We start from the raw sequence: 20,515 nt of genomic DNA on the forward strand, positions 1-20,515 counted from the left end.
GACCAGCCACGACGGCGCGGCGGACGGCCACGGCCACAAGCCCCTCGAACCGGTGGCAGCCCGCCCGCCCCCGGTGGAACGCTAGGGCTTCAGCAGACGCGGCGACAGCGCCCCGCACGGCACGAGGTCCACCTCGGCCCCCGCGTCCCGCAGATCCGTCAGCACCAACTCGTCGTACATCAGCAGCCCCGACTGCTCGGGCCAGACCACCGCCCACAGCCACAGCCCGCGCGCCTCCCCCGCGAAGACGGCCCGGTCGTCCGGAGTGGCGGAGACATGCCAGAGCGGGGTGGGACGGCCGGCCGCCAGGACCTTGGCCTGCGGGGGTTTCTCGACGCTCATATAAGGACCCGGGTCCGGCCCGTCGACACCGGCGTAGCGGGCGCCGAGTCCGACACCCAGCTCCTCCGCGACCAGGATCAGCTCACCCATGCCGCCGAGCGGACCGGGCCCGGAACAGGCCACCGCGGTGGCGCGGCCTCCGCTGCGGTCGTCCCCCGCGTACGTCACCCCGGTGAAGAGCCAGCCGACCGGGAGCGGCCACGGCATCCACACCGGCACCTGTGTGCGGTGCACCACCACACCGAGGGCCTCGACGCTGGGCGGGATCACGGGCTGAAGCGGATGGACCGTCCCGTGCACATCGCACTGCCAGGAATCGGCGAAGAGTCCGGGAGCCCTGACCCGGCCACCACACTTCGGGCAACTGGGTTCGCCCCTCATAGAGCCCCACGGTCCTACCCGAGCCCGCCCACGTCAAGGACGATCACCCGTCCGGACGGAAGTGACCACCCGCGAAGATTTACGTGTAGCTTGCATTAATTAGGTGCTCTAACTTATCGTGTGTATATACCAACTACCTTCGAGAGGTGAGCGGAGTGAGCGCAACCACGGACCCGTTCGACGCGGGAGCCGGAAGCATCCTGCGGCAGCCGAAGGCGGTGTGGGCGACGGCCGGCGCGTCCGTCGTCGCCTTCATGGGCATCGGCCTCGTCGACCCGATCCTGCCGTCCATCGCCCAGGGGCTGGACGCCACACCCGGGCAGGTCTCCCTGCTCTTCACCTCGTACTTCCTGATCACCGCCGTCGCGATGCTGATCACCGGCTTCGTCTCCAGCCGGATCGGCGGCCGCCGGACGCTGTTGGCCGGCCTCGCCCTCGTCGTCGTCTTCGCGGGCCTCGCGGGCACGTCCGGCTCGGTCGCCGAACTCGTCGGCTTCCGGGCGGGCTGGGGACTCGGCAACGCGCTGTTCGTGTCGACCGCCCTCGCGGTGATCGTCGGCGCGGCGGCCGGCGGCAGCGCGGCCGCCATCCTGCTGTACGAGTCCGCCCTCGGCCTCGGCATGGCCTGCGGACCGCTGCTCGGCGCGCTGCTCGGCGACGCCAGCTGGCGCTACCCCTTCTTCGGCACCGCGTTCCTGATGGCGATCGGCTTCCTGTGCATCACGGTGTTCCTGAAGGACCAGCCGCGGCCGGCCCGGAAGATCTCCGTCCTGGACCCGATCAGGGCGCTCGGCCACGGCGGTCTCGCCTCCGCGGCGGCCTCGGCGTTCTTCTACAACTACACGTTCTTCACCGTGCTGGCCTTCACCCCGTTCGTGCTGAACATGACCCCCTACAAGTCGGGGGCGGTGTTCTTCGCCTGGGGCGTGCTGCTCGCCGTCTTCTCCGTGCTGGTGGCACCGCGGCTCCAGGCGCGGTTCGGCTCGCTGAAGGTGCTCGGCGGATCGCTGGTGCTGCTCGCCGCGGACGTGCTCGTCCTCGGGTACGGCGACCACACCACGGCGATCGTCTGCACGATCCTGTCGGGCGCGTTCATCGGCGTGAACAACACGGTCTACACCGAGTTGGCGCTCGGCGTCTCGGACGCCCCGCGCCCGGTGGCCAGCGCCGGCTACAACTTCGTGCGGTGGTTCGCGGCCGCGGCCGCGCCGTACTTCGCGCCGAAGATCGAGGAATGGACCGACATCCGTGTCCCGTTCGTCGTCGCGGCGGTCACCGCGGTGCTCGGCGCGCTCGTGGTCGTCGTCCGGCGGAAGGCGCTCACCCACGAGGCCGAGGAACTGGAGCCCCGGCACGCGACGGAGGACGGGGTCGCGGTCTTCGCCGGTTGACCCGACCGGGCGTCAACTGCCGACGGCAGGCCGAGCGTTGGTGACATCGGTCACCCGGGCCTCAGTCGAGCGGGACGGACCGCCGGGACGGATCCCGCAGGTCCGTCCCGTTCGTCAGCCAGCGCTCCTGAAGAGCCTGGGCGCCGTGCACACGCTTCCAGGCCGCCTCGTTGGGGGTCATGGGGAGCAGGGGCAGGAAGCGCACCGGGTCGAGGGGCTCGTCGAGTGCGAGATCCTCGACCAGACCGCCCGGCTCGGCGACCAGGACCGAGGTGAACGGGGCACCGGGCCACAGGGGTTCGCCCACGTCCAGGGAGCTGCCGGGAGCCACGATCACCCCCTCGACCTGCGGGGACGCGGCCAGCACGGCCAGCGGGCGGAGCACCTTGTCGGTGTCGGACACACCGGGCCGGACGGACAGCACCAGCTCGGCGCGCGGCCCCTCGACCGGGTCGGCGAGCATCGCCGTCGGATCGCTCATCGGCTGCGCGGACATGCCGAGCGTGGCGTAGCGGACGACGTCACCCTCGTGGAAGCGCAGCACCTCGAGGCGGTCCGTACCGAGGAAGGTGACCGCGGCGCGGGCGTCCGGCTCGCCGAGCGCGCTGCGCAGACGGGCCTCGACCAGAGGAAGAACATCAAGCATGCGGCGAGCATAGAACTCGTCGGTGCGGGGCAAAGCAGCGCCTTGACACTTCGGTCGACTGCTATTCTGGCCCGGTGGTTCGGGGCAGCACGCAGAAGCGTCGCGATCTTGCCCCGACGCAGACGAGACTCCCTTACGAGGGACCGGCTGGAGGAGGTGGGGCTGTCATGGATCGAAGTCACCCGTGCAGTACCACTCGCTCTTCCTGCCGCTGACGCTGCTGCTCCGGCTTCTTGGCCCCCGGCTGGTCGCCACCTCTCGCGCTCATCTTCATGCGGAAGAGCACTTCGTTTCCTTTTTCACCTGATCTGCTCGATCTGTCTGATCTGCCAGATCTCTCCGGTCTGATTCAGTAGCGAAGCTCGCCACCGCGACGGAGCGGTGCTCCCCGCTTTGTGGACGTGCCAAACCTCCGCACGCAGGACGTCCTCATTCCGGGCAGTTCCACCCGTCGTGGCGGTCTTTCTTTGCTAGTCGCGAAGGAGCCTGCCATGTCGATGATCCGCGACCTCCGTGCCGTAGTCCGCCCGGCCCGCCCCTCCCTGCGCAAGGGGGGCGGGCGCACGGACACCGGCGCCTACGACACCACCCGCGACCCCGCGACGCCGTCGGCCGTCGTCGACTGCGCGGTCTACCGCGACGGAGCCCGCGTCGCCCACACGCAGCCCCCGACCCCGCAGGAGGCCATGCGTCAGGTGCGGCGCGACGGAGGCTTCGTGTGGATCGGGCTGCACGAGCCGACCGAGGCCGAATTCGCCGGTATCGCGGCGGAGTTCGGACTGCACCCGCTGGCCGTGGAGGACGCCGTGCAGGCGCACCAGCGGCCCAAGCTGGAGCGCTACGACGACTCGCTGTTCACGGTCTTCAAGACCATCCACTACATCGAGCACGACCGGCTGACGGCCAACAGCGAGGTCGTCGAGACCGGTGAGGTCATGTGCTTCACCGGCAAGGACTTCTTCATCACCGTCCGGCACGGCGGCCAGGGCTCGCTGCGCGCGCTGCGCCACCGCCTCCAGGACGACCCCGAGCTGCTCGCCAAGGGTCCCTCGGCGGTGCTGCACGCCATCGCCGACCACGTCGTCGACGGCTACATCGCGGTGGCGGACGCCGTGCAGGACGACATCGACGAGGTCGAGACGGAGGTGTTCTCGCCGGGACGCAAGGGCAGCCCGCGCGGCACGGACGCCGGGCGGATCTACCAACTCAAGCGTGAGGTACTGGAGTTCAAGCGCGCGGTGTCGCCGCTGCTGCGGCCGATGCAGCTGCTGAGCGAGCGGCCGATGCGCCTGGTCGACCCCGACATCCAGAAGTACTTCCGGGACGTCGCCGACCACCTCGCCCGGGTCCAGGAGCAGGTCATCGGCTTCGACGAACTGCTCAACTCGATCCTCCAGGCCAACCTCGCGCAGGCGTCCGTCGCGCAGAACGAGGACATGCGGAAGATCACGTCCTGGGCCGCCATCATCGCCGTACCGACGATGGTGTGCGGGGTGTACGGGATGAACTTCGACTACATGCCGGAACTGCACTGGAAGTTCGGCTATCCCGTGGTCATGTCGGCCATGGTGGCGCTCTGTGTCGGGATCCACCGCACCCTGAAGCGCAACGGCTGGCTGTGAGCGCCCCGGTACCGGCTGGCTAGGGTGAGGCCCATGACAAGAGAGCTGCTGCTCGACCAGGCCCTCGTCGAGGAGGCCACCAAGAAGTCCGGCCTCGTCTGGGTCCGGGGCGCCGGTGAACCGGCCGCTCGGGCGCTGTGGCACGTGTGGCACGAGGGCGCGGCCTGTCTGGTCGGTGACGGGCCCGGCGAGCAGCCGCTGCCCGGGCTGACCGAGGGCGGTTCGGCCGAGGTCACCGTCCGCAGCAAGGACAAGGGCGGCCGGCTGGTCTCCTGGACGGCGAAGGTCGTCACCCTCGCGCCCGGCTCCGAGGCGTGGCAGGCGGCCGTCGCCCAGCTCAAGGGCAAGCGGCTGAACGCGCCCGACGGAGAGGCGATGACCGAACGCTGGGCGCGCGAGTGCCGGGTGCTCCGGCTGGAGCCGACGGGGGCCACGCTGCCCCTGCCCGAGGGGGATCTGGCGGCCCGGCCGCTGCCCTCGCCCGCCACCACGCGGCAGCCGGCGCCCGCGGGACTGCCGAAGCTGCTGCTGCGCAAGCGCAGACGCGCCTAGCCGGCCGCGTACGGCGGCCGGTGGCGCGGGACGGCCGGTGGCGCGCACGACGGATCACCGCGAACGCGACACGGATCACCGCGAACGGCGAGTCACGAGGTCGGGAGCTGCTTCCCGTAGTCCACCGTCTCGTCCTTCGCCGGTTCCTCCAGGGCGAAGTCCTTCCCCCAGGAGGAGAAGCTGAGCGTCCCCGCCCCTCCGGCGCGCTCCAGGCGCAGCGGATAGGGCTTGCCCTCCAGCGACACCTCCAGCTTGCCGCCGGAGCCGCCGTCGCCGGTGATGCGGATCGTGCGGACGCCGGACTGCTCGTGGTGGCCGTCGGTGGCCAGCGCGCCGTGCAGCGTCAGCAGACCGTCGAGGAGGAGGTCCTTGTCCGTGAAGCCGCTGAACTTCTTGTACGAGGGGTCGCCCGTCGGCACCTTCACGTACTTGCCGTCGAGCTTGTCGGCGGCCGCCGTGTCCGAACCGTCCTCGCCGGACTTGCCGTCCTCCTTGTTCCAGAACGCCGCGTCGGCCTTCAGGTACAGCTGCTCACCGACCCGGAGCAGGTGGAAGGTGGCGCCCTCGGCGGTGACCGAGCCGGTGCCGCCGTCCGCCTTCAGGCTCATGTCCAGCTTGTACGTGTGCCCGCTGGTGACCACGCTGCCGGACAGCCGCACCGCGTCCACGGCGTCGGCCGCGGCCTTCGTCCTCGCCTGGATCTGCGCGGCGGACAGCTTGCCGACCCCGTTCGTGCCCGCGTCCGGATCCTCGCTGCACCCGGTCAGTCCCATGCCCACGGCCAGTGCGCACAACGTGCCCACCAGCGAGGCGCGGCGGGTTCGGCTCCGGAGAATCGCAGTCACAGAGAAGGCCGCCTTTCTGCGGGGGTGTGCTGAGCGGCGTACGGCAGCGTACCGGGGTGGCGGTGCGCCGGCGGAGCCAGTCCGTCCGGACCGCCCACCAGGGCGGATCCGATCGGGACGGGCTAGCCTGAAGCCCGCACGAGCGGGCAATTGGGAAAAGGACATCACCGGCAACAGCCCTGACGGCTGTACTGATGAAGGAGGTGCGGTCATGGTGGCGGGCGCCCCGCGGATCTTCGTGTCGCACCTCTCCGGCGTTCCGGTCTTCGACCCGAGCGGCGACCAGGTGGGGCGGGTCCGCGATCTGGTCGTGATGCTGCGGGTGCGACGGCGGCCGCCGAGGGTGCTCGGGCTGGTCGTCGAACTGTCCACCCGGCGCCGCATCTTCCTGCCCATGACCCGGGTGACCGGCATCGAGTCCGGCCAGGTCATCACCACCGGCGTGCTCAACGTCCGCCGCTTCGAGCAGCGGCCCACCGAGCGTCTCGTCTTCGGGGAGCTGCTCGACCGGCGCGTCACGCTCGGCGAGACCGGCGAGGAGGTCACCGTCCTCGACGTGTCGGTGCAGCAGCTGCCGGCCCGCCGGGACTGGGAGCTCGACCGTGTCTTCGTGCGCAAGGGGAAGCGGGCGACCGCCTTCCGGCGCGCGAAGGGCGAGACGCTGACCGTGGAGTGGTCGGCAGTCACCGGGTTCTCGCTGGAGGAGCACGGGCAGGGCGCGGAGAGCCTGCTCGCCACCTTCGAGCAGCTGCGCCCCGCCGACCTCGCCAACGTGCTGCACCATCTGTCGCCGAAGCGGCGCGCCGAGGTCGCCGCCGCGCTCGACGACGACCGTCTCGCCGACGTCCTCGAAGAGCTCCCGGAGGACGACCAGATCGAGATCCTCGGCAAGCTGAAGGAGGAGCGCGCGGCGGACGTCCTGGAGGCCATGGACCCCGACGACGCGGCCGACCTGCTCTCCGAACTCCCGGAGCAGGACCAGGAACGGCTGCTCAGCCTGATGCAGCCCGACGACGCGGCCGACATGCGGCGCCTGCTGTCGTACGAGGAGCACACCGCGGGCGGGCTGATGACCACCGAGCCGATCATCCTGCGCCCCGACGCCACCGTCGCCGACGCCCTCGCCCGCGTCCGCAACCGCGACCTCTCCCCCGCCCTCGCCGCCCAGGTCTACGTCTGCCGCCCGCCCGACGAGACGCCGACCGGCAAGTACCTCGGCACGGTCCACTTCCAGCGGCTGCTGCGCGACCCCCCGTACACGCTGGTCAGCTCCATGCTCGACGACGATCTCCAGGCGCTGGCGCCGGACGCCGCGCTGCCGGTGGTCGCCGGGTTCTTCGCCACGTACGACATGGTCGCGGCGCCCGTGGTCGACGAGGCGGGCTCGCTGCTGGGCGCGGTGACCGTGGACGACGTCCTGGACCACATGCTGCCGGAGGACTGGCGCGAGACGGAGTTCCACCTCGACGAGGACACGAGCGAGGAGGGGGGCAGGGATGGCTCCTGACCGCGAGAGCGGGCGCGGCGAGCGCGCCCCGGTCGGCGCCACGGCGACCAGCCGTCCCCGGGCCCGGCTGGACCAGCCCCGGCCGCCCCGGCACCGGATCCTGCCCGAGTGGGACCCGGAGGCCTTCGGGCGGCTGTCGGAGCGCATCGCGCGCTTCCTGGGCACCGGGCGGTTCATCGTCTGGATGACGATCGTCATCATCGTCTGGGTCCTGTGGAACATCTTCGCCCCGCGCGACCTGCGCTTCGACAACTACCCCTTCATCTTCCTGACCCTGATGCTGTCGCTCCAGGCCTCCTACGCGGCCCCGCTGATCCTGCTCGCGCAGAACCGGCAGGACGACCGCGACCGGGTCAACCTGGAGCAGGACCGCAAGTCGAACGAGCGGTCCATCGCCGACACCGAGTATCTGACCCGGGAGATCGCCGCCCTGCGGATCGGTCTCGGCGAGGTCGCCACCCGGGACTGGATCCGCTCGGAGCTCCAGGACATGGTCAAGGAGCTGGAGGAACGGCGGGACGGGCATCGCGAACATGCCGTATTCCCGGCAGAACGGTCTCGGGGACGTGACGTAGAAGACCGGTGACAGGCTTACCTGCGCCCCCGCGCGGCCCCGTACCATCGTCCTTATGGCTAGCGAAGACGCGGTGCGCGAGGCACTGGCGACGGTGAACGACCCCGAGATCAACCGGCCCATCACCGAACTCGGGATGGTGAAGTCGGTCGAGATCGGCGCGGACGGGGCGGTCGCGGTCACCGTGTACCTGACGGTCTCCGGCTGCCCGATGCGCGAGACGATCACGCAGCGCGTGACCGACGCGGTGGGTGCGGTCGACGGCGTCACCCGCGTCGACGTCACTCTCGACGTCATGAGCGACGAGCAGCGCAAGGAACTGGCGAACGCGCTGCGCGGCGGCCAGACCGAGCGCGAGGTCCCGTTCGCCAAACCGGGCTCGCTGACCCGGGTGTACGCGGTCGCGTCCGGCAAGGGCGGCGTCGGCAAGTCGTCGGTGACGGTGAACCTGGCGGCGGCGATGGCGGCCGACGGTCTGAAGGTGGGCGTGGTCGACGCCGACATCTACGGCCACAGCGTGCCGCGCATGCTGGGCGCGGACGGCCGTCCCACCCAGGTCGAGAACATGATCATGCCGCCGTCCGCGCACGGCGTGAAGGTCATCTCCATCGGCATGTTCACCCCGGGCAACGCCCCGGTCGTCTGGCGCGGCCCGATGCTGCACCGCGCGCTCCAGCAGTTCCTGGCGGACGTGTACTGGGGTGACCTGGACGTGCTGCTGCTGGACCTCCCGCCGGGCACCGGCGACATCGCGATCTCCGTGGCGCAGCTGGTCCCGAACGCCGAGATCCTGGTCGTGACGACCCCGCAGCAGGCGGCGGCCGAAGTGGCCGAGCGGGCTGGCTCCATCGCCGTCCAGACCCACCAGAAGATCGTCGGCGTGGTCGAGAACATGTCCGGCCTGCCCTGTCCGCACTGCGGGGAGATGGTCGACGTCTTCGGCACGGGCGGCGGACAGTCGGTGGCCGAGGGCCTCACACGGACGACCGGCGCGAACGTCCCGGTGCTCGGCTCCATCCCGATCGACGTCCGGCTGCGCGAGGGCGGCGACGAGGGCAAGCCGGTCGTGCTGACCGACCCGGAGTCCCCGGCGGGGTCCGCGCTGCGGGCCATCGCGGGCAAGCTGGGCGGCCGGCAGCGCGGTCTGTCGGGGCTGTCGCTCGGGATCACGCCCCGCAACAAGTTCTAGCCCGGAGTCCCGGCCCCGCCGCGGACCCGTACAGCGTCTCGCCACGGCAGCGGGGGCGCCGTCCACCACGGACGGCGCCCCCGCTGTCGTACGGCTGGTCAGGCGTACGTCTCGATGTCCTTGATCATGGCGAAACCGAGGCCGTACGCGCTCATGCCCCGCCCGTACGCCCCCACGTGCACCCCTTGCGAGGTCGAGCCGGCCAGCACCCAGCCGAACTCCGACTCGCGGTAGTGGAAGGGCGTCGGGACGCCGTCGACCGGCAGGGACAGCGTCGACCAGTCCGGTCCCGCGAGATCGTCGGCGAGGACCCAGGCGGTCTCGGTCTGCTGGTCCAGCCAGTCGTCGCGCAGGCTGTGGTCCATCTGGCCCGGCCAGGTGAAGGTCAGCAGGCCCACCCCCGCGAGCCAGGCCGCGGAGGAGACCGAGGTGGCCTCCAGCAGACCCGTGCCGTCCGGGCTGCGCCGTACGGGGTTCGCGGCGACGGTCACCACGACCGCGAACTTCCCCCGGTCCTCACCGGCCGTCTCGTGCCGTACGGAGGGTTCGTCGCCGTGTCCGATGGAACCGTGCTCGACGGCTCCGTCGGCCGCCGTACCCACCTGCATCAGCCGCCGCGGCCCCGTGAAGGCCTCGTCGAGGCCGTACCAGGGGAAGGGCGCCTCCAAGTAGCCGTCGACCGTACCCCGGGCGGAGGGGACCGGTTGTCCGCCCTCCGCCGCAGGCGTCTGCTCGACTGCCCGACTCGTCGTCTCCATGTGCCCGGACGCCTCCTCGTTCTCGACGGAACGACCGGCCCGCCCCCCTTCGGGCGTACTCGTCCGCTCCGCACAACAACCAGGCAGCATAGCCACCCCGCTCCGGACTGCCGGGGAGCCGCCCGGCGCGTGCGGCGTGCGCCCCCTCACACCGGGGGGCGGGAGTGACTCAGGTGGCGTCCGCGTCGTAGGGCGGACGGTCGTCCTTGGCGGGCTCCTCGGGCTTCTTGGTCATGTCGATACGACCGTCTCCCGAGGACGCGGAAATCGCCGAGGTGGACGAACCCGTGTCCGTGTCGCGGCTGTGGACCGCGTCCGTGACCTCGGCCATCTCCTTCTTCAGGTCGAAGCCGTTGCGGATCTCCTTCAGCCCCAGCTCGTCGTTGTCCAGCTGCTTGCGGATGAACGTCTTGGGGTTGAGGTCCTCGAACTCGAAGTCCTTGAACTCCGGGCCCAGTTCGCTGCGGATGTCCGCCTTGGCGCTCTCCGAGAACTCACGGATCTTCCGGACGGTACGCATCATGTCCTGGATGACCTTCGGGAGCTTGTCCGGACCGAAGACGAGCACGGCCAGGACGGCGATCGTCACCAGCTCGAGCGGTCCTATGTCATTGAACACCTGAAGCTCCTTGCGATGTCCGCGGTCCTCGGCCCTCGGCCCTCAGTGGTCAAGTTCGGGTCTTCCGTGGTCCGGGCCGGGTCCACGGTACCTGTCGCACCTGTCCGACCGGTACCGTCCGGGGGCGTCCGAGTGCGTGTACGCGGCCGGTTTTCCGCGTTGTTTGCCTTGTGGGACCGGGTTTCGGCGCCCGACCTGTGACGTTTCTGTCAATCCCCGGGAGACGACCGGGCGATCCCGGGGAGAGGACCGGACGGGGCCGGGAGGAACCACGAAGGACCAGGAAGGACCGGGAAGCGCCGGCGAGGGCCGGGAGGCGGCGGGCCGCCTCAGCCGCCGCTCGACGAGCCCAGGACCAGCGTGAGGGTGCGCTCCCGGCCGTCCCGCTCGACCGTCAGCGCCAGCCGGTCACCGGGGCGGTGGGCGCGGGTCTTGACGATCAGCTCCTCGCCGAAGTGGACGCGACGGCCGTCGACCGCCGTGATGACGTCCCCCGCCCGGACACCGGCCCGGTCGGCGGGGCCGCCCGGGGTGACCGGCGAGCCCGCGGCGCCGTCCGCGGTATCCACCCGGGCGCCGTCACCCGTGTAGTCCATGTCGAGCGTGACCCCGATGACCGGGTGGGTCGCCCTGCCGGTGTTGATCAGCTCCTCGGCGACGCGCTTGCCCTGGTTGACCGGGATGGCGAAGCCCAGGCCGATCGAACCGGCCCGGGCGCTGTCGGATCCGGTGCCGTCGTCGGCGGAACGGATGGCGGAGTTGATGCCGATGACACGGCCCCGCGCGTCGAGCAGGGGCCCGCCGGAGTTCCCAGGGTTGATCGGCGCGTCGGTCTGGAGGGCGTCGACGTACGACACGTCGCTGCCGTCGCCACCGGCGGTGATGGGCCGTTCCTTGGCGCTGATGATGCCGGAGGTGACGGTGCCCTCGAGATCGAAGGGGGCGCCGATGGCGACGACCGGGTCACCCACCCGGACGTCGTCGGAGTTGCCGAGGAGGAGGGGCTTCAGCCCCTTCACCCCGGTCACCCTGACCACGGCGAGGTCGTAGCCGCTGTCCCGGCCGACGACCTCGGCGTCGGCGGTCTGGCCCCCGTTGAAGACGACCGTTATCCCGCCGTCGCTTCCGGCGGGCTCGACGACGTGGTTGTTGGTGAGGATGTAGCCGCGCGAGTCGAGCACGAAGCCGGTGCCGGTGCCGGACTCCTCGCTGCCGCTGACGTGCAGCGTGACGACGCCGGGCAGGGCGCGCGCGGCGATCCCGGCCACACTGTCCGCGGGCCGCCCGGTGGGCCCGGCGGAGGCCTGCGGCAGCTCGATGGGGTCGAGCCCGCCGTTGCGCTCCAGATGGACGCCCACGGCTCCGCCGAGCAGGCCGGCGACCAGGGCGACGGCCAGCGCTCCCCCGAGCAGCCGCCAGCGCGTCTGCCTGCGCTGCTCGGACTCCGTGAGGCCGCCCGCACCCGCGAACTGAAGAGGACTGCCCACGCCCGTTCCCCCGTGCCCCCCTCCAGGAGCCCCGGCCCCGGCCCCGGCAAGAGGGTTCGCCGACCAGGGGTCGTAACGCCGCCAGGGATCGGCGACGGGCGCGTCGTGCCCGGCGGACGCGACAGGGGCGGTGTGACCGACGGGGGTGACGTGCCCGGGAGGCACAACAGGCGCGGTGTGGCCGACAGGCGCGGTGTGGTCGACAGGCGCGGTGTGGCCGACGGGCGCGTCGGGCACGGGGGGTGCGGTGTGCCCGGCGGATGTGGCAGGCGCCGCAGGCGGGACGGACGCGGTGTGCCCGACGGACGCGGCGGGCTGCCCCAGCGGCGCGGCGGGGGCGGCGGGCGCGACAGGCTGCCCCAGCGGCGCGGCGGGGGCGGCGGGGGCGGCGGGCACGGCATGCCCCACGGGCGCCGGAGGCACGGCGGGGGCAGCGGGCTGCCCTGCGGGCGCGGGAGGCACGACGGCCTGCCCCGCCGGGGCGGCATGCCCCACGGGCACGGCAGGCAGGGCGGGGCCGGCAGGCTGCCCGGTGGGCGCCGCAGGCCCGACGTGCGCTGTGGGCGTTGCGGGGACCGCGGGCTCCGCCGTCGCCGGCGCCGTGCCGGGCGTGGGTGGGACCGGCGGAGCGCCGTGCGCGGCCGGGTCGGGCGTGGGCACCCCCGGGTGCTGGACGGACGGCGTGGGCACCCCCGTGTGCTGAACGGGCGGCGTGGGCACCCCCGGGTGCTGGACGGGCGGCGCGGGCGCCCAGGGGCCCGGCTCGCCGTACGGCGGGGTGCTGTAGGGGTCGGGGTCGTGCAGGGGCTTGGGCCGCTCCTCGGCGACCGGCGCTGGCGCGGTGTCAGCCACCTCGGCGGAGGTGACGGCGGGGACGACGCCGGACACTCCGGTCCGCCCCTCCGGGCCCTCCGGGGCAGCCGCTCCCGGCGGCGGGGTGGCGGGTGTCCGGGATACCGCTTCTCCTGCGGGGCGGCTCAGTTCGTAGTCGCCGCCGCCGCCGTCGTAGCCATCGCCGTCACTGGCACTGGCACTGGCACTGGCACTGGCACCGTCGGTGGTGTCGGTGGTGGGTGTCGGACGGGTAGGGCGGGCCAGCTCGAAATCGCCTTCGTCGGCGGTCCCCACCGTCGGCTCGCTGCTGACGGGCTCTTCGGGGGCGCCGTCCGCCGTCGGGTCGTCGACCCGGTCCTCGGCGTCCCGGCTCCCCGGGGACGCCTGCGGTCGAGGCCGGCTCCACCACTTCGCCCTCGTGGGCTGCCCGTCGTCCATGTTCTCCCCCACTCGAGCCCGCTCCCCCGGGGCCGTGGCGCCGACCGGCGGCACAGTCCGGCACCGGCCCGGCGCACTCCGCCTTCGCGCCCGGCTGCCTGGCAGGGCGCGGTCCTCCCCGGATCCTCCCTGGATTCAACCAGGTTCGTGGCGGAGCGGCGCGGGGCCCGGGTCAGCGGGTGTTCTGCGCGGAAGGAGAGGTGGTGCCGGCGGGGACGGGTGCGGCGGGCAGACCGGACCAGGTGACCTCCGGGGCGGTGGTCAGGGCGGTCAGGGTGATCGGCGGGGTGGTGCCGAGCGGACGTATCAGCGGGGACATCACGGCGGCGCCGGCCACCATGGGTGAGGTGAGCCGGTGCAGGGCCTGTTCGACCGTGCCGACGGCCGGGGAGGGCACGCCGGGCAGCAGCGGTGCGGACACCTCGGTCGGGGCGACCGGGGTGTCTCCGAGCTGGCCGCCCTGGGAGAGCAGCGGGCCGGCGGCACGGCGGCGTTGGTTCTCCGTGGACGTCGTCGTCGAACCCGTGCCCGAGCCGGGGGTGCGGGCCGGTGTCACATTGCTCCCGGAGCCCGATCCCCCGCGGCCGTCCGCGGTGGTGTCGATCGGCCCGACGGTCGTCATGCCGCCCAGCGCGATCGCGGCCAGCGATACCGCGCCGGCGGCGACGAACGCGAACCGCATACCGCGGGAGCGCTCGGCGTCATGGCGGTCGCCGCGGCCGACGGGGTGGATGCGGAAGCCGCGGTCCGAGGCCGGTGACAGCACGGAGCCGTGGTCATGGGCGGGTACGTAGCCGAACTCGAACGGCTCGTCCCGCCTTGTTCCGCTCACTCCGAAGACCCCGCCACCGAACCCGCCCCCGCCCAGCGGCGTGCCACCGCCGTCCGGGTCACCTCCTGCGGGAAGCCCCTGAAGGCGGGCCAGGAAGCTTTCGGAGGGGGTCGGCGGGGCGACTTCGGCGAAGACGTTCTTCAGCCGGCGCTGCGCGTCGACCTCCGACTTGCACTTGGGGCAGGTCGCGACGTGCGCCAGCACGCGCTCACGGGTGTCGTGTCCGAGCTCGCCGTCCACCAGGGCGGAGAGCCGGTCTCCGAGGTGCTGCTCCGCGAGGAGCCTCTCGGCGGAGTTGTGTCGGGATCCACTCACGCGGTCGCGCCCCTTCCTCCTCCCAGAGCGGGAACGCGGGGTACGAAGGAGCGGCGCTCGGCACGCGCTTCGGGCGAGCGGTGCGCGAGGGCCTTGCGCAGCTGCGAACGGCCGCGATGGATGCGCGAGCGGACCGTGCCCAGCTTGACGCCCAGGGTCGCGGCGATCTCCTCGTAGGACAGGCCTTCGATGTCACAGAGGACGACCGCGGCGCGGAACTCCGGCGCGAGCGTGTCGAGGGCCTGCTGGACGTCCGCGTCGAAGTGGGCGTCGTTGAAGATCTGCTGGGGGGTGGGCTCCTTGCTGGGCAGCCGCTCGGCCGCGTCGTCGCCCAGCGCGTCGAAGCGGATGCGCTGCTTGCGGCGGACCATGTCCAGGAAGAGGTTGGTGGTGATGCGGTGCAGCCAGCCCTCGAAGGTGCCCGGGGTGTACGTCGACAGGGAGCGGAAGACGCGGACGAAGACCTCCTGGGTGAGGTCCTCGGCGTCGTGCTGGTTTCCGGTCAGACGGTAGGCGAGCCGGTAGACCCGCCCGCTGTGCATGCTGACGATCTCCTCCCACGTGGGCGGAGTCCACGCCTGCCCGTCCGCGTCGGTGGAGAAGGTCGCGGTCTGGGCTGGGCCGGCGGCGGTGCCTGCGGCCTGGCTGTGGTCAGCAGCGGTGTCGTTCACGGATTTCGGCCTGCCTGCCGAACCGAGAAAGCGCCGCAGCACTCCTCCCCGATCCACGGGCGCGGCCGCACCTCCCCTGTCGGCTCTGGTGGTGATGTCCAGTGGAGCCCCTACCATAGCCACCTCGCCCGTTAGCTCCGGATAAGCGGTTTTACGAGAAATTGATCTGTGCTGACACGGCTCATACGGCTGCGTCAGCACTTGCTCGACACCCGGTCCCTCGTCGTGATCCAACCGTGTCCCCCCGCTGTCGTTCCCACCCCTTCAAACGCGCGGTCCCATCTGCGGGTTCCCGGCGGCAACGGATACAGTCACGCCCAGGCAACCACGGGGACAGGAGAGGGTCATTACCGGCAACCGGCAGGCAAGCTGGGCGTTCGCCGACGCCTATGCCGCCGAGGACGAAGCACTGCACTGGGCCCGTGACCGGGCACGTGAGGCAGGGCTGCGCTCGGTGTCGCCCAGCACGGGCGCCGCGCTGCGGATGCTCGCCGCCACCGTGGACGCGAAAGCGGTCGCGGAGATCGGTACCGGCACCGGCGTCTCCGGGATCCACCTGCTGCACGGGATGCGCCCGGACGGCGTCCTGACGACCGTCGATCCCGAGCCGGAGCACCAGCAGTTCGCCCGGCAGGCCTTCCGCGCCTGCGGGTTCGCCAGCAACCGGGCCCGGTTCATCCCCGGCCGTGCGCTCGATGTGCTGCCCCGCCTCGCGGACGCCGGATACGACCTCGTCTTCTGTGACGGTGACCGGCTGGAACTGCTGGAGTACCTCGCTGAATCGTTGCGCCTGCTGCGTCCGGGCGGCCTCGTCGTGTTCGAGGGCGTGTTCGCGAACGGCCGCACGGTCGACTCCGGACCGCAGCCCACGGAGGTCATACGGATCCGGGAGCTGCTGCGGGCGGTGCGCGAGAGCCAGGAGCTGGTGCCGTCGCTGCTGCCGGTGGGCGACGGACTGCTGTGCGCGGTCAAGCGCTGAGTCCGCGAGCGCGCGGCCCACGCTGAGCCGCTCCGGGAAACCCGCGAAGTGCGGCCGAAACCCGGGAAGTGCGGGTGAGGCCCGGGAAGTGCGGCACGTGCGCGGCAGGTCCGTGGACGGCCCTTGGGCCTTTCGTGCCACGCGGCCGCGGCGGACCACCGGAAATCCGGAAAAACAACCGCTCCGGCACCCCTGAGGGTGCCGGAGCGGTCGAAAGAGTAGGGTCGCTTGCGCGTCAGCCGACGACCTTCTTGAGGGCGTCGCCGAGCGCGTCGGCCTCATCAGGGGTCAGCTCGACGACGAGTCGACCGCCGCCTTCGAGCGGAACGCGCATGACGATGCCCCGCCCCTCCTTGGTCACCTCGAGCGGGCCGTCACCCGTTCGCGGCTTCATGGCCGCCATGCTCGTTCCCCTTCCTGAAACCAGCTCATCGCCAAAGCCGACGGCCCGTGGAGGGCAGCCGCGGTCCAGCGTGGGACACACGACACCGGCATCGAACACATTGCTTCCAGGCCATTATCCCGCATCTCAGGACCCGATGACCAACATCAGTCGGCATCGCTTGGGCAACGCGCCCGAGCAAAACCACTCAATTCGGCGATGTGACTGCGATACTGCACCGCCGCACGGACTTCCGCGCACCGGAAACCCTCCCGAATTCTTTGACGCAGGTCACATGTCGGGTCCGGTCCTCGGACGGCGATCTCCGCCATGCTGTCCTCGTACACCGGACGTACTGACCAGTAGTACGCCCGAGCCGCGACACGGAGGGGAAACGCCATGGCCGACACCGTGCTCTACGAGGTGAGCGACGGGCTCGCGACGATCACGCTGAACCGCCCCGAGGCGATGAACGCGCTGAACATCGCGACCAAGGTCGCCCTCCGCGACGCGGTCCAGTCCGCCGCCGCCGACGACGCCGTCCGAGCCGTGCTGCTGACCGCCGCCGGCGAGCGGGCGTTCTGTGTGGGACAGGACCTCAAGGAGCACATCGGGCTGCTGGCCGAGGGCTCGCAGCAGGTCATGAGCACCGTCGCCGAGCACTACAACCCGATCGTGCGGGCGCTGACCGAGGCGCCGAAGCCGGTGGTCGCCGCCGTGAACGGGGTCGCCGCCGGAGCCGGTCTCGGTTTCGCGCTGGCCGCGGACTACCGCGTGGTGGCCGACACGGCGTCCTTCAACACCTCGTTCGCGGGGGTCGCGCTCACCGCCGACTCCGGCGTCTCGTGGACCCTGCCCCGGGTGATCGGTCCGGGCCGGGCCGCCGACCTGCTGCTCTTCCCGCGCAGCATCACCGCACAGGAGGCGCACGAGCTGGGCATCGCCAACCGGGTCGTCCCGGCGGCCTCGCTGCGCACGGCGGCCGAGCAGCTGGCGCGGATGCTGGCCGAGGGGCCGACGGTGGCGTACGCGGCGATCAAGGAGTCGCTGGCCTATGGGTCCTCGCACTCGCTGGCCGAGACGCTGAACCGGGAGGACGAGCTCCAGACGCGGGCCGGGGCCTCCGAGGACCACGCCATCGCGGTGCGGGCCTTCGTCAACAAGGAACTGCCGAAGTACCTGGGCCGCTGAGCCCGGTCACCGCGGGACCGCCGGGGTCCGCGGGTCGGTCATGACCGGTCGCGCGGTCCCCGTGCCTCGGGCCTCACGGCGCGCTTCTCGCCACGCAGGTCTCCAGGTGATCGTCGACCAGGCCGCAGGCCTGCATCAGCGCGTACGCCGTCGTCGGGCCGACGAAGCGCAGTCCCCGCTTCTTGAGGGCCTTCGACAGGGCGGTCGACTCCTCCGTCACCGCCGGCACGTCGGCCAGGGTCTTCGGGACGGGCCGGCCGACCGGGTCGGGAGCGTGCGACCAGATCAGCTCGTCCAGGTCACCGGGGGCCCAGTCGGCCAGCACGCGCGCGTTGGCGAGGGTGGCGTCCACCTTGGCGCGGTTGCGGATGATGCCCGGGTCGGCGAGCAGCCGTACGCGGTCCTCGTCGGTGAAGACGGCGACCGAGGCGATCTCGAAGCCGGCGAAGGCGGCACGGAAGCCGGGGCGGCGGCGCAGGATCGTGATCCAGGACAGGCCGGACTGGAAGGCCTCCAGGCTGAGACGTTCGAACAGGGCGTCGTCGCCGTGGACCGGGCGCCCCCACTCCTCGTCGTGGTAGGTCACGTAGTCCGGCGTGGACAGGGCCCAGGGACAGCGCAGCGCGCCGTCCGCGCCGGCGAGGGCACTCCCGTCGCTCACCGCTGGTCCTCGGGACCCGGCTTCTCCATGGAGACATGCCCGGAGACATGACCGGAGGCGTGACCGGGGCCCTGGCCGCCGCCGGCCGGGGTCCTGGCGCCGGCCAGGGCGGACTCCAGGTCGGCGATGCGGGCGTCGCGCTCGGCGAGTTCGGCCGCGACGCGGTTGAGGGCGTCGTCCACGTCGGCCATGCGGTAGCCGCGGACGGCCAGCGGGAAGCGGAGGTGGTCGATGTCGGAGCGGTCGACCGGGCGGTCCGGGGGCAGCGGGTCGTGCAGGCGCTCGGGGGCGGCCTCCGGCAGCGGGCCGGTGCCCTCGCCGCCGCCCACCACGGCGAGTGTCACCGCGGCGACCACGACGGCGAGCGCGATGACCAGGAACAAGAACATAACCATCGGTGGGTCCCCACGCTCGGTGTGCTCGGAGTGGATGTGCTTGGGTCCGATCGTGCCATGCGGGTCCGACGGTTAGGGTCGCAGGCGGTGGATGTGCAGGACGTACGAGGAGAGGTCACAGGGGATGCTCAGGCTGGGCAGGCGTGAATTCGGCGCGCACGAACCGGTGATCATGGCGATCGTGAACCGCACCCCCGACTCCTTCTACGACCAGGGGGCGACCTTCCGCGACGAGCCGGCCCTCGCGCGGGTGGAACAGGCGGTGGCGGAGGGCGCGGCCATCATCGACATCGGTGGCGTCAAGGCCGGGCCCGGGGAGGAGGTCACCGCGCGGGAGGAGGTCCGGCGGACCGTCGGCTTCGTGGCCGAGGTGCGGCGGCGCTTCCCGGACGTGGTCATCAGCGTGGACACCTGGCGGGCCGAGGTCGGCGAGGCGGTCTGCGAGGCGGGGGCCGATCTGCTCAACGACGCCTGGGGCGGCGTGGATCCGCGACTGGCGGAGGTCGCGGCGCGCTACCGGACCGGGCTGGTGTGCACGCACGCGGGAGGCGCGGAGCCGCGCACCCGTCCGCACCGGGTGACCTACGACGACGTCATGGCCGACATCCTGCGGGTGACCGTGGGGCTGGCGGAGCGGGCGGCGGACCTGGGCGTGCCGCGGGAGTCGATCATGATCGATCCGGGGCACGACTTCGGGAAGAACACCCGGCACAGCCTGGAGGCGACCCGGCGGCTCGGGGAGATGGTGGAGACGGGGTGGCCGGTGCTGGTGTCCCTGTCCAACAAGGACTTCGTGGGCGAGACGCTGGACCGGCCGGTGAAGGAACGGGTGGTGGGGACCCTGGCGACCACCGCCGTGTCGGCGTGGCTGGGGGCGCAGGTGTACCGGGTGCACGAGGTGGCGGAGACGCGGCAGGTGCTGGACATGGTGGCGTCGATCGCGGGGCACCGGCCGCCGGCGGTGGCGCGGCGGGGGCTGGCCTAGCCCCCACCGGGTCCCTCCCGCCCCCGCCGCCCTGCCCGTCCCGCCCGTCCCGCCCGTCGAGCGGCCTAGCGGCCCGCCTCCTTCGACACCAGGGCCACGGCCTCCTCCACGTCGTCCGTGACGTGGAAGAGCAGGAGGTCCTTCTCGGAGGCCTTGCCCTGGGCGATCAGGGTGTTGCGCAGCCAGTCGATCAGACCGCCCCAGTACTCCGTGCCGAACAGGACGATGGGGAAGCGGGTGACCTTCTGGGTCTGGACGAGGGTGAGGGCCTCGAAGAGCTCGTCCAGGGTGCCGAGACCGCCGGGCAGGACCACGAAGCCCTGCGCGTACTTCACGAACATCATCTTCCGCACGAAGAAGTAGCGGAAGTTGAGCCCGATGTCGACGTACTGGTTGAGGCCCTGCTCGAAGGGGAGCTCGATGCCCAGGCCGACCGAGACACCGCCCGCCTCGGACGCCCCCTTGTTGGCGGCCTCCATGGCGCCCGGCCCGCCGCCCGTGATCACGGCCCACCCGGCGTCGACGAGCGCGCCGCCGAGCCGCACACCGGCCTCGTACTCCGGGGAGCCCGCCGGGGTCCGGGCGGACCCGAACACACTGATGGCCGGGGGGAGTTCGGCGAGGGTGCCGAAGCCCTCGATGAACTCCGACTGGATGCGCAGGACCCGCCAGGGGTCCGTGTGGACCCAGTCGGAGGGGGCCCGTTCGTCCAGCAGCCGCTGGTCCGTGGTGCTCGACTGGACCTGGTCCCGCCTGCGGAGGACGGGGCCCAGGCGCTGCTCGTCCGGTGGCTGCTTCTTGCCCTCGGGGTTCCCTGTGGCCATGGTGAGCTCCCTCCACGATTGGGGCCTCCCCGGCCCGGCGAAGCCGTGAGCCGGGAAGTTCGTTCCACCTCAGCGTAGATCTACGCGGGTTACGT

The 20,515-nt window shown here is 71.9% G+C and carries 22 protein-coding genes; 10 read left to right on the plus strand and 12 right to left on the minus strand.

Annotated features, from left to right (window positions below; genetic code table 11):
* Positions 1-81: 81 nt before the first annotated feature.
* Positions 82-723 (minus strand): DUF6758 family protein, encoded by a 642-nt coding sequence (locus AOQ37_RS07465; protein WP_062642387.1) that lies wholly within the window; start codon positions 721-723, stop codon positions 82-84.
* A 155-nt stretch (positions 724-878) separates the two neighbouring features.
* Here AOQ37_RS07465 and AOQ37_RS07470 point away from each other — a divergent pair, with 155 nt between their 5' ends.
* Entirely contained in the window at positions 879-2,114 is a 1,236-nt protein-coding gene (locus AOQ37_RS07470; RefSeq protein WP_062642389.1) for an MFS transporter, read from the plus strand.
* A gap of 61 nt (positions 2,115-2,175) precedes the next feature.
* On the opposite strand, the gene AOQ37_RS07475 is transcribed toward AOQ37_RS07470, so the two are convergent.
* A complete protein-coding gene (locus AOQ37_RS07475; protein WP_062642391.1) occupies positions 2,176-2,760 on the minus strand; it encodes a suppressor of fused domain protein in 585 nt (194 codons plus the stop codon).
* Between the two features lie 184 nt (positions 2,761-2,944).
* On the opposite strand from AOQ37_RS07475, the gene AOQ37_RS41770 reads away from it, so the two are divergent.
* The 3 genes from AOQ37_RS41770 to AOQ37_RS07485 all read left to right on the plus strand — a co-directional run bounded on the left by AOQ37_RS41770 (position 2,945) and on the right by AOQ37_RS07485 (position 4,934).
* Positions 2,945-3,067 (plus strand): hypothetical protein, encoded by a 123-nt coding sequence (locus tag AOQ37_RS41770; protein ID WP_267888003.1) that lies wholly within the window; start codon positions 2,945-2,947, stop codon positions 3,065-3,067.
* 184 nt (positions 3,068-3,251) lie between these two features.
* Entirely contained in the window at positions 3,252-4,382 is a 1,131-nt protein-coding gene (locus AOQ37_RS07480) for a magnesium and cobalt transport protein CorA (protein WP_062642392.1), read from the plus strand.
* A 33-nt stretch (positions 4,383-4,415) separates the two neighbouring features.
* Positions 4,416-4,934, plus strand: coding sequence for a hypothetical protein (locus tag AOQ37_RS07485; RefSeq protein ID WP_062642394.1), 519 nt, complete (start codon positions 4,416-4,418; stop codon positions 4,932-4,934).
* Positions 4,935-5,026: 92 nt separating this feature from the next.
* Here AOQ37_RS07485 and AOQ37_RS07490 read toward each other — a convergent pair whose 3' ends face one another.
* Entirely contained in the window at positions 5,027-5,779 is a 753-nt protein-coding gene (locus tag AOQ37_RS07490; protein ID WP_062642395.1) for a hypothetical protein, read from the minus strand.
* Between the two features lie 211 nt (positions 5,780-5,990).
* On the opposite strand from AOQ37_RS07490, the gene AOQ37_RS07495 reads away from it, so the two are divergent.
* From AOQ37_RS07495 to AOQ37_RS07505, 3 genes are read left to right on the plus strand one after another with little or no spacing between them, the layout of a single operon-like run.
* Entirely contained in the window at positions 5,991-7,286 is a 1,296-nt protein-coding gene (locus tag AOQ37_RS07495) for a magnesium transporter MgtE N-terminal domain-containing protein (RefSeq protein WP_062642397.1), read from the plus strand.
* Entirely contained in the window at positions 7,276-7,872 is a 597-nt protein-coding gene (locus tag AOQ37_RS07500) for a DUF1003 domain-containing protein (protein WP_062642398.1), read from the plus strand. Before AOQ37_RS07495 ends, AOQ37_RS07500 begins: the two co-directional genes overlap by 11 nt.
* A gap of 43 nt (positions 7,873-7,915) precedes the next feature.
* The gene (locus AOQ37_RS07505; protein WP_062642400.1) at positions 7,916-9,049 is read left to right on the plus strand and encodes an Mrp/NBP35 family ATP-binding protein; all 1,134 of its coding nucleotides are present in this window, start codon (positions 7,916-7,918) and stop codon (positions 9,047-9,049) included.
* A 98-nt stretch (positions 9,050-9,147) separates the two neighbouring features.
* On the opposite strand, the gene AOQ37_RS07510 is transcribed toward AOQ37_RS07505, so the two are convergent.
* The 5 genes from AOQ37_RS07510 to sigE form a co-directional block, all read right to left on the minus strand.
* Complete coding sequence (locus tag AOQ37_RS07510; protein ID WP_062642402.1) at positions 9,148-9,807, minus strand: hypothetical protein; 660 nt, start codon at positions 9,805-9,807, stop codon at positions 9,148-9,150.
* A 169-nt stretch (positions 9,808-9,976) separates the two neighbouring features.
* Positions 9,977-10,426 (minus strand): sec-independent translocase, encoded by a 450-nt coding sequence (locus tag AOQ37_RS07515; RefSeq protein WP_062642404.1) that lies wholly within the window; start codon positions 10,424-10,426, stop codon positions 9,977-9,979.
* Positions 10,427-10,755: 329 nt separating this feature from the next.
* Positions 10,756-12,573 carry a S1C family serine protease gene (locus AOQ37_RS41155; RefSeq protein WP_445406876.1) on the minus strand — a complete coding sequence of 606 codons (1,818 nt, stop codon included), beginning with the start codon at positions 12,571-12,573 and terminating at the stop codon, positions 10,756-10,758.
* A 784-nt stretch (positions 12,574-13,357) separates the two neighbouring features.
* Complete coding sequence (locus AOQ37_RS07525) at positions 13,358-14,332, minus strand: anti-sigma factor family protein (protein ID WP_062642406.1); 975 nt, start codon at positions 14,330-14,332, stop codon at positions 13,358-13,360.
* On the minus strand, positions 14,329-15,045 hold the full coding sequence (gene sigE / locus AOQ37_RS07530; protein WP_078890046.1) for an RNA polymerase sigma factor SigE: 717 nt from the start codon (positions 15,043-15,045) through the stop codon (positions 14,329-14,331). The genes AOQ37_RS07525 and sigE overlap by 4 nt, the downstream gene beginning before the upstream one ends.
* A 238-nt stretch (positions 15,046-15,283) precedes the next feature.
* On the opposite strand from sigE, the gene AOQ37_RS07535 reads away from it, so the two are divergent.
* A complete protein-coding gene (locus tag AOQ37_RS07535; RefSeq protein ID WP_078890047.1) occupies positions 15,284-15,982 on the plus strand; it encodes an O-methyltransferase in 699 nt (232 codons plus the stop codon).
* Positions 15,983-16,217: 235 nt separating this feature from the next.
* Here the strand turns inward: AOQ37_RS07535 and AOQ37_RS38480 are convergent, their stop codons facing one another.
* Complete coding sequence (locus AOQ37_RS38480; RefSeq protein WP_003966491.1) at positions 16,218-16,385, minus strand: DUF3117 domain-containing protein; 168 nt, start codon at positions 16,383-16,385, stop codon at positions 16,218-16,220.
* A gap of 378 nt (positions 16,386-16,763) precedes the next feature.
* Between AOQ37_RS38480 and chcB the strand changes: the two genes are divergently transcribed.
* Positions 16,764-17,555, plus strand: a complete 792-nt coding sequence (chcB, locus tag AOQ37_RS07540; RefSeq protein WP_062642412.1) for a 2-cyclohexenylcarbonyl CoA isomerase — start codon at positions 16,764-16,766, stop codon at positions 17,553-17,555.
* A gap of 73 nt (positions 17,556-17,628) precedes the next feature.
* Here chcB and AOQ37_RS07545 read toward each other — a convergent pair whose 3' ends face one another.
* Entirely contained in the window at positions 17,629-18,216 is a 588-nt protein-coding gene (locus tag AOQ37_RS07545) for a DNA-3-methyladenine glycosylase I (protein ID WP_062642413.1), read from the minus strand.
* Complete coding sequence (locus AOQ37_RS41775) at positions 18,213-18,611, minus strand: DivIVA domain-containing protein (RefSeq protein ID WP_078890048.1); 399 nt, start codon at positions 18,609-18,611, stop codon at positions 18,213-18,215. Before AOQ37_RS41775 ends, AOQ37_RS07545 begins: the two co-directional genes overlap by 4 nt.
* A gap of 124 nt (positions 18,612-18,735) precedes the next feature.
* On the opposite strand from AOQ37_RS41775, the gene folP reads away from it, so the two are divergent.
* The gene (gene folP, locus AOQ37_RS07555) at positions 18,736-19,596 is read left to right on the plus strand and encodes a dihydropteroate synthase (RefSeq protein WP_062642418.1); all 861 of its coding nucleotides are present in this window, start codon (positions 18,736-18,738) and stop codon (positions 19,594-19,596) included.
* A gap of 65 nt (positions 19,597-19,661) precedes the next feature.
* Here folP and AOQ37_RS07560 read toward each other — a convergent pair whose 3' ends face one another.
* Positions 19,662-20,420 carry an LOG family protein gene (locus AOQ37_RS07560; RefSeq protein ID WP_062642420.1) on the minus strand — a complete coding sequence of 253 codons (759 nt, stop codon included), beginning with the start codon at positions 20,418-20,420 and terminating at the stop codon, positions 19,662-19,664.
* Positions 20,421-20,515: the final 95 nt, after the last annotated feature.

It is taken from the genome of Streptomyces maremycinicus (assembly GCF_001184025.1).
In the GTDB taxonomy this organism is placed as follows: domain Bacteria; phylum Actinomycetota; class Actinomycetes; order Streptomycetales; family Streptomycetaceae; genus Streptomyces; species Streptomyces maremycinicus.

What these genes read in the sequence shown, in the direction of transcription:
- AOQ37_RS07510 (WP_062642402.1), bottom strand. Translation starts at nt 9,807, where the DNA reads ATGGAGACGACGAGTCGGGCAGTCGAGCAGACGCCTGCGGCGGAGGGC.
- AOQ37_RS07465 (WP_062642387.1), bottom strand. Translation starts at nt 723, where the DNA reads ATGAGGGGCGAACCCAGTTGCCCGAAGTGTGGTGGCCGGGTCAGGGCT.
- AOQ37_RS38480 (WP_003966491.1), bottom strand. Translation starts at nt 16,385, where the DNA reads ATGGCGGCCATGAAGCCGCGAACGGGTGACGGCCCGCTCGAGGTGACC.
- AOQ37_RS07505 (WP_062642400.1), top strand. Translation starts at nt 7,916, where the DNA reads ATGGCTAGCGAAGACGCGGTGCGCGAGGCACTGGCGACGGTGAACGAC.
- AOQ37_RS07475 (WP_062642391.1), bottom strand. Translation starts at nt 2,760, where the DNA reads ATGCTTGATGTTCTTCCTCTGGTCGAGGCCCGTCTGCGCAGCGCGCTC.
- AOQ37_RS07480 (WP_062642392.1), top strand. Translation starts at nt 3,252, where the DNA reads ATGTCGATGATCCGCGACCTCCGTGCCGTAGTCCGCCCGGCCCGCCCC.
- folP (WP_062642418.1), top strand. Translation starts at nt 18,736, where the DNA reads ATGCTCAGGCTGGGCAGGCGTGAATTCGGCGCGCACGAACCGGTGATC.
- AOQ37_RS07500 (WP_062642398.1), top strand. Translation starts at nt 7,276, where the DNA reads ATGGCTCCTGACCGCGAGAGCGGGCGCGGCGAGCGCGCCCCGGTCGGC.
- AOQ37_RS07485 (WP_062642394.1), top strand. Translation starts at nt 4,416, where the DNA reads ATGACAAGAGAGCTGCTGCTCGACCAGGCCCTCGTCGAGGAGGCCACC.
- AOQ37_RS41775 (WP_078890048.1), bottom strand. Translation starts at nt 18,611, where the DNA reads ATGGTTATGTTCTTGTTCCTGGTCATCGCGCTCGCCGTCGTGGTCGCC.
- chcB (WP_062642412.1), top strand. Translation starts at nt 16,764, where the DNA reads ATGGCCGACACCGTGCTCTACGAGGTGAGCGACGGGCTCGCGACGATC.
- AOQ37_RS07560 (WP_062642420.1), bottom strand. Translation starts at nt 20,420, where the DNA reads ATGGCCACAGGGAACCCCGAGGGCAAGAAGCAGCCACCGGACGAGCAG.
- AOQ37_RS07495 (WP_062642397.1), top strand. Translation starts at nt 5,991, where the DNA reads ATGGTGGCGGGCGCCCCGCGGATCTTCGTGTCGCACCTCTCCGGCGTT.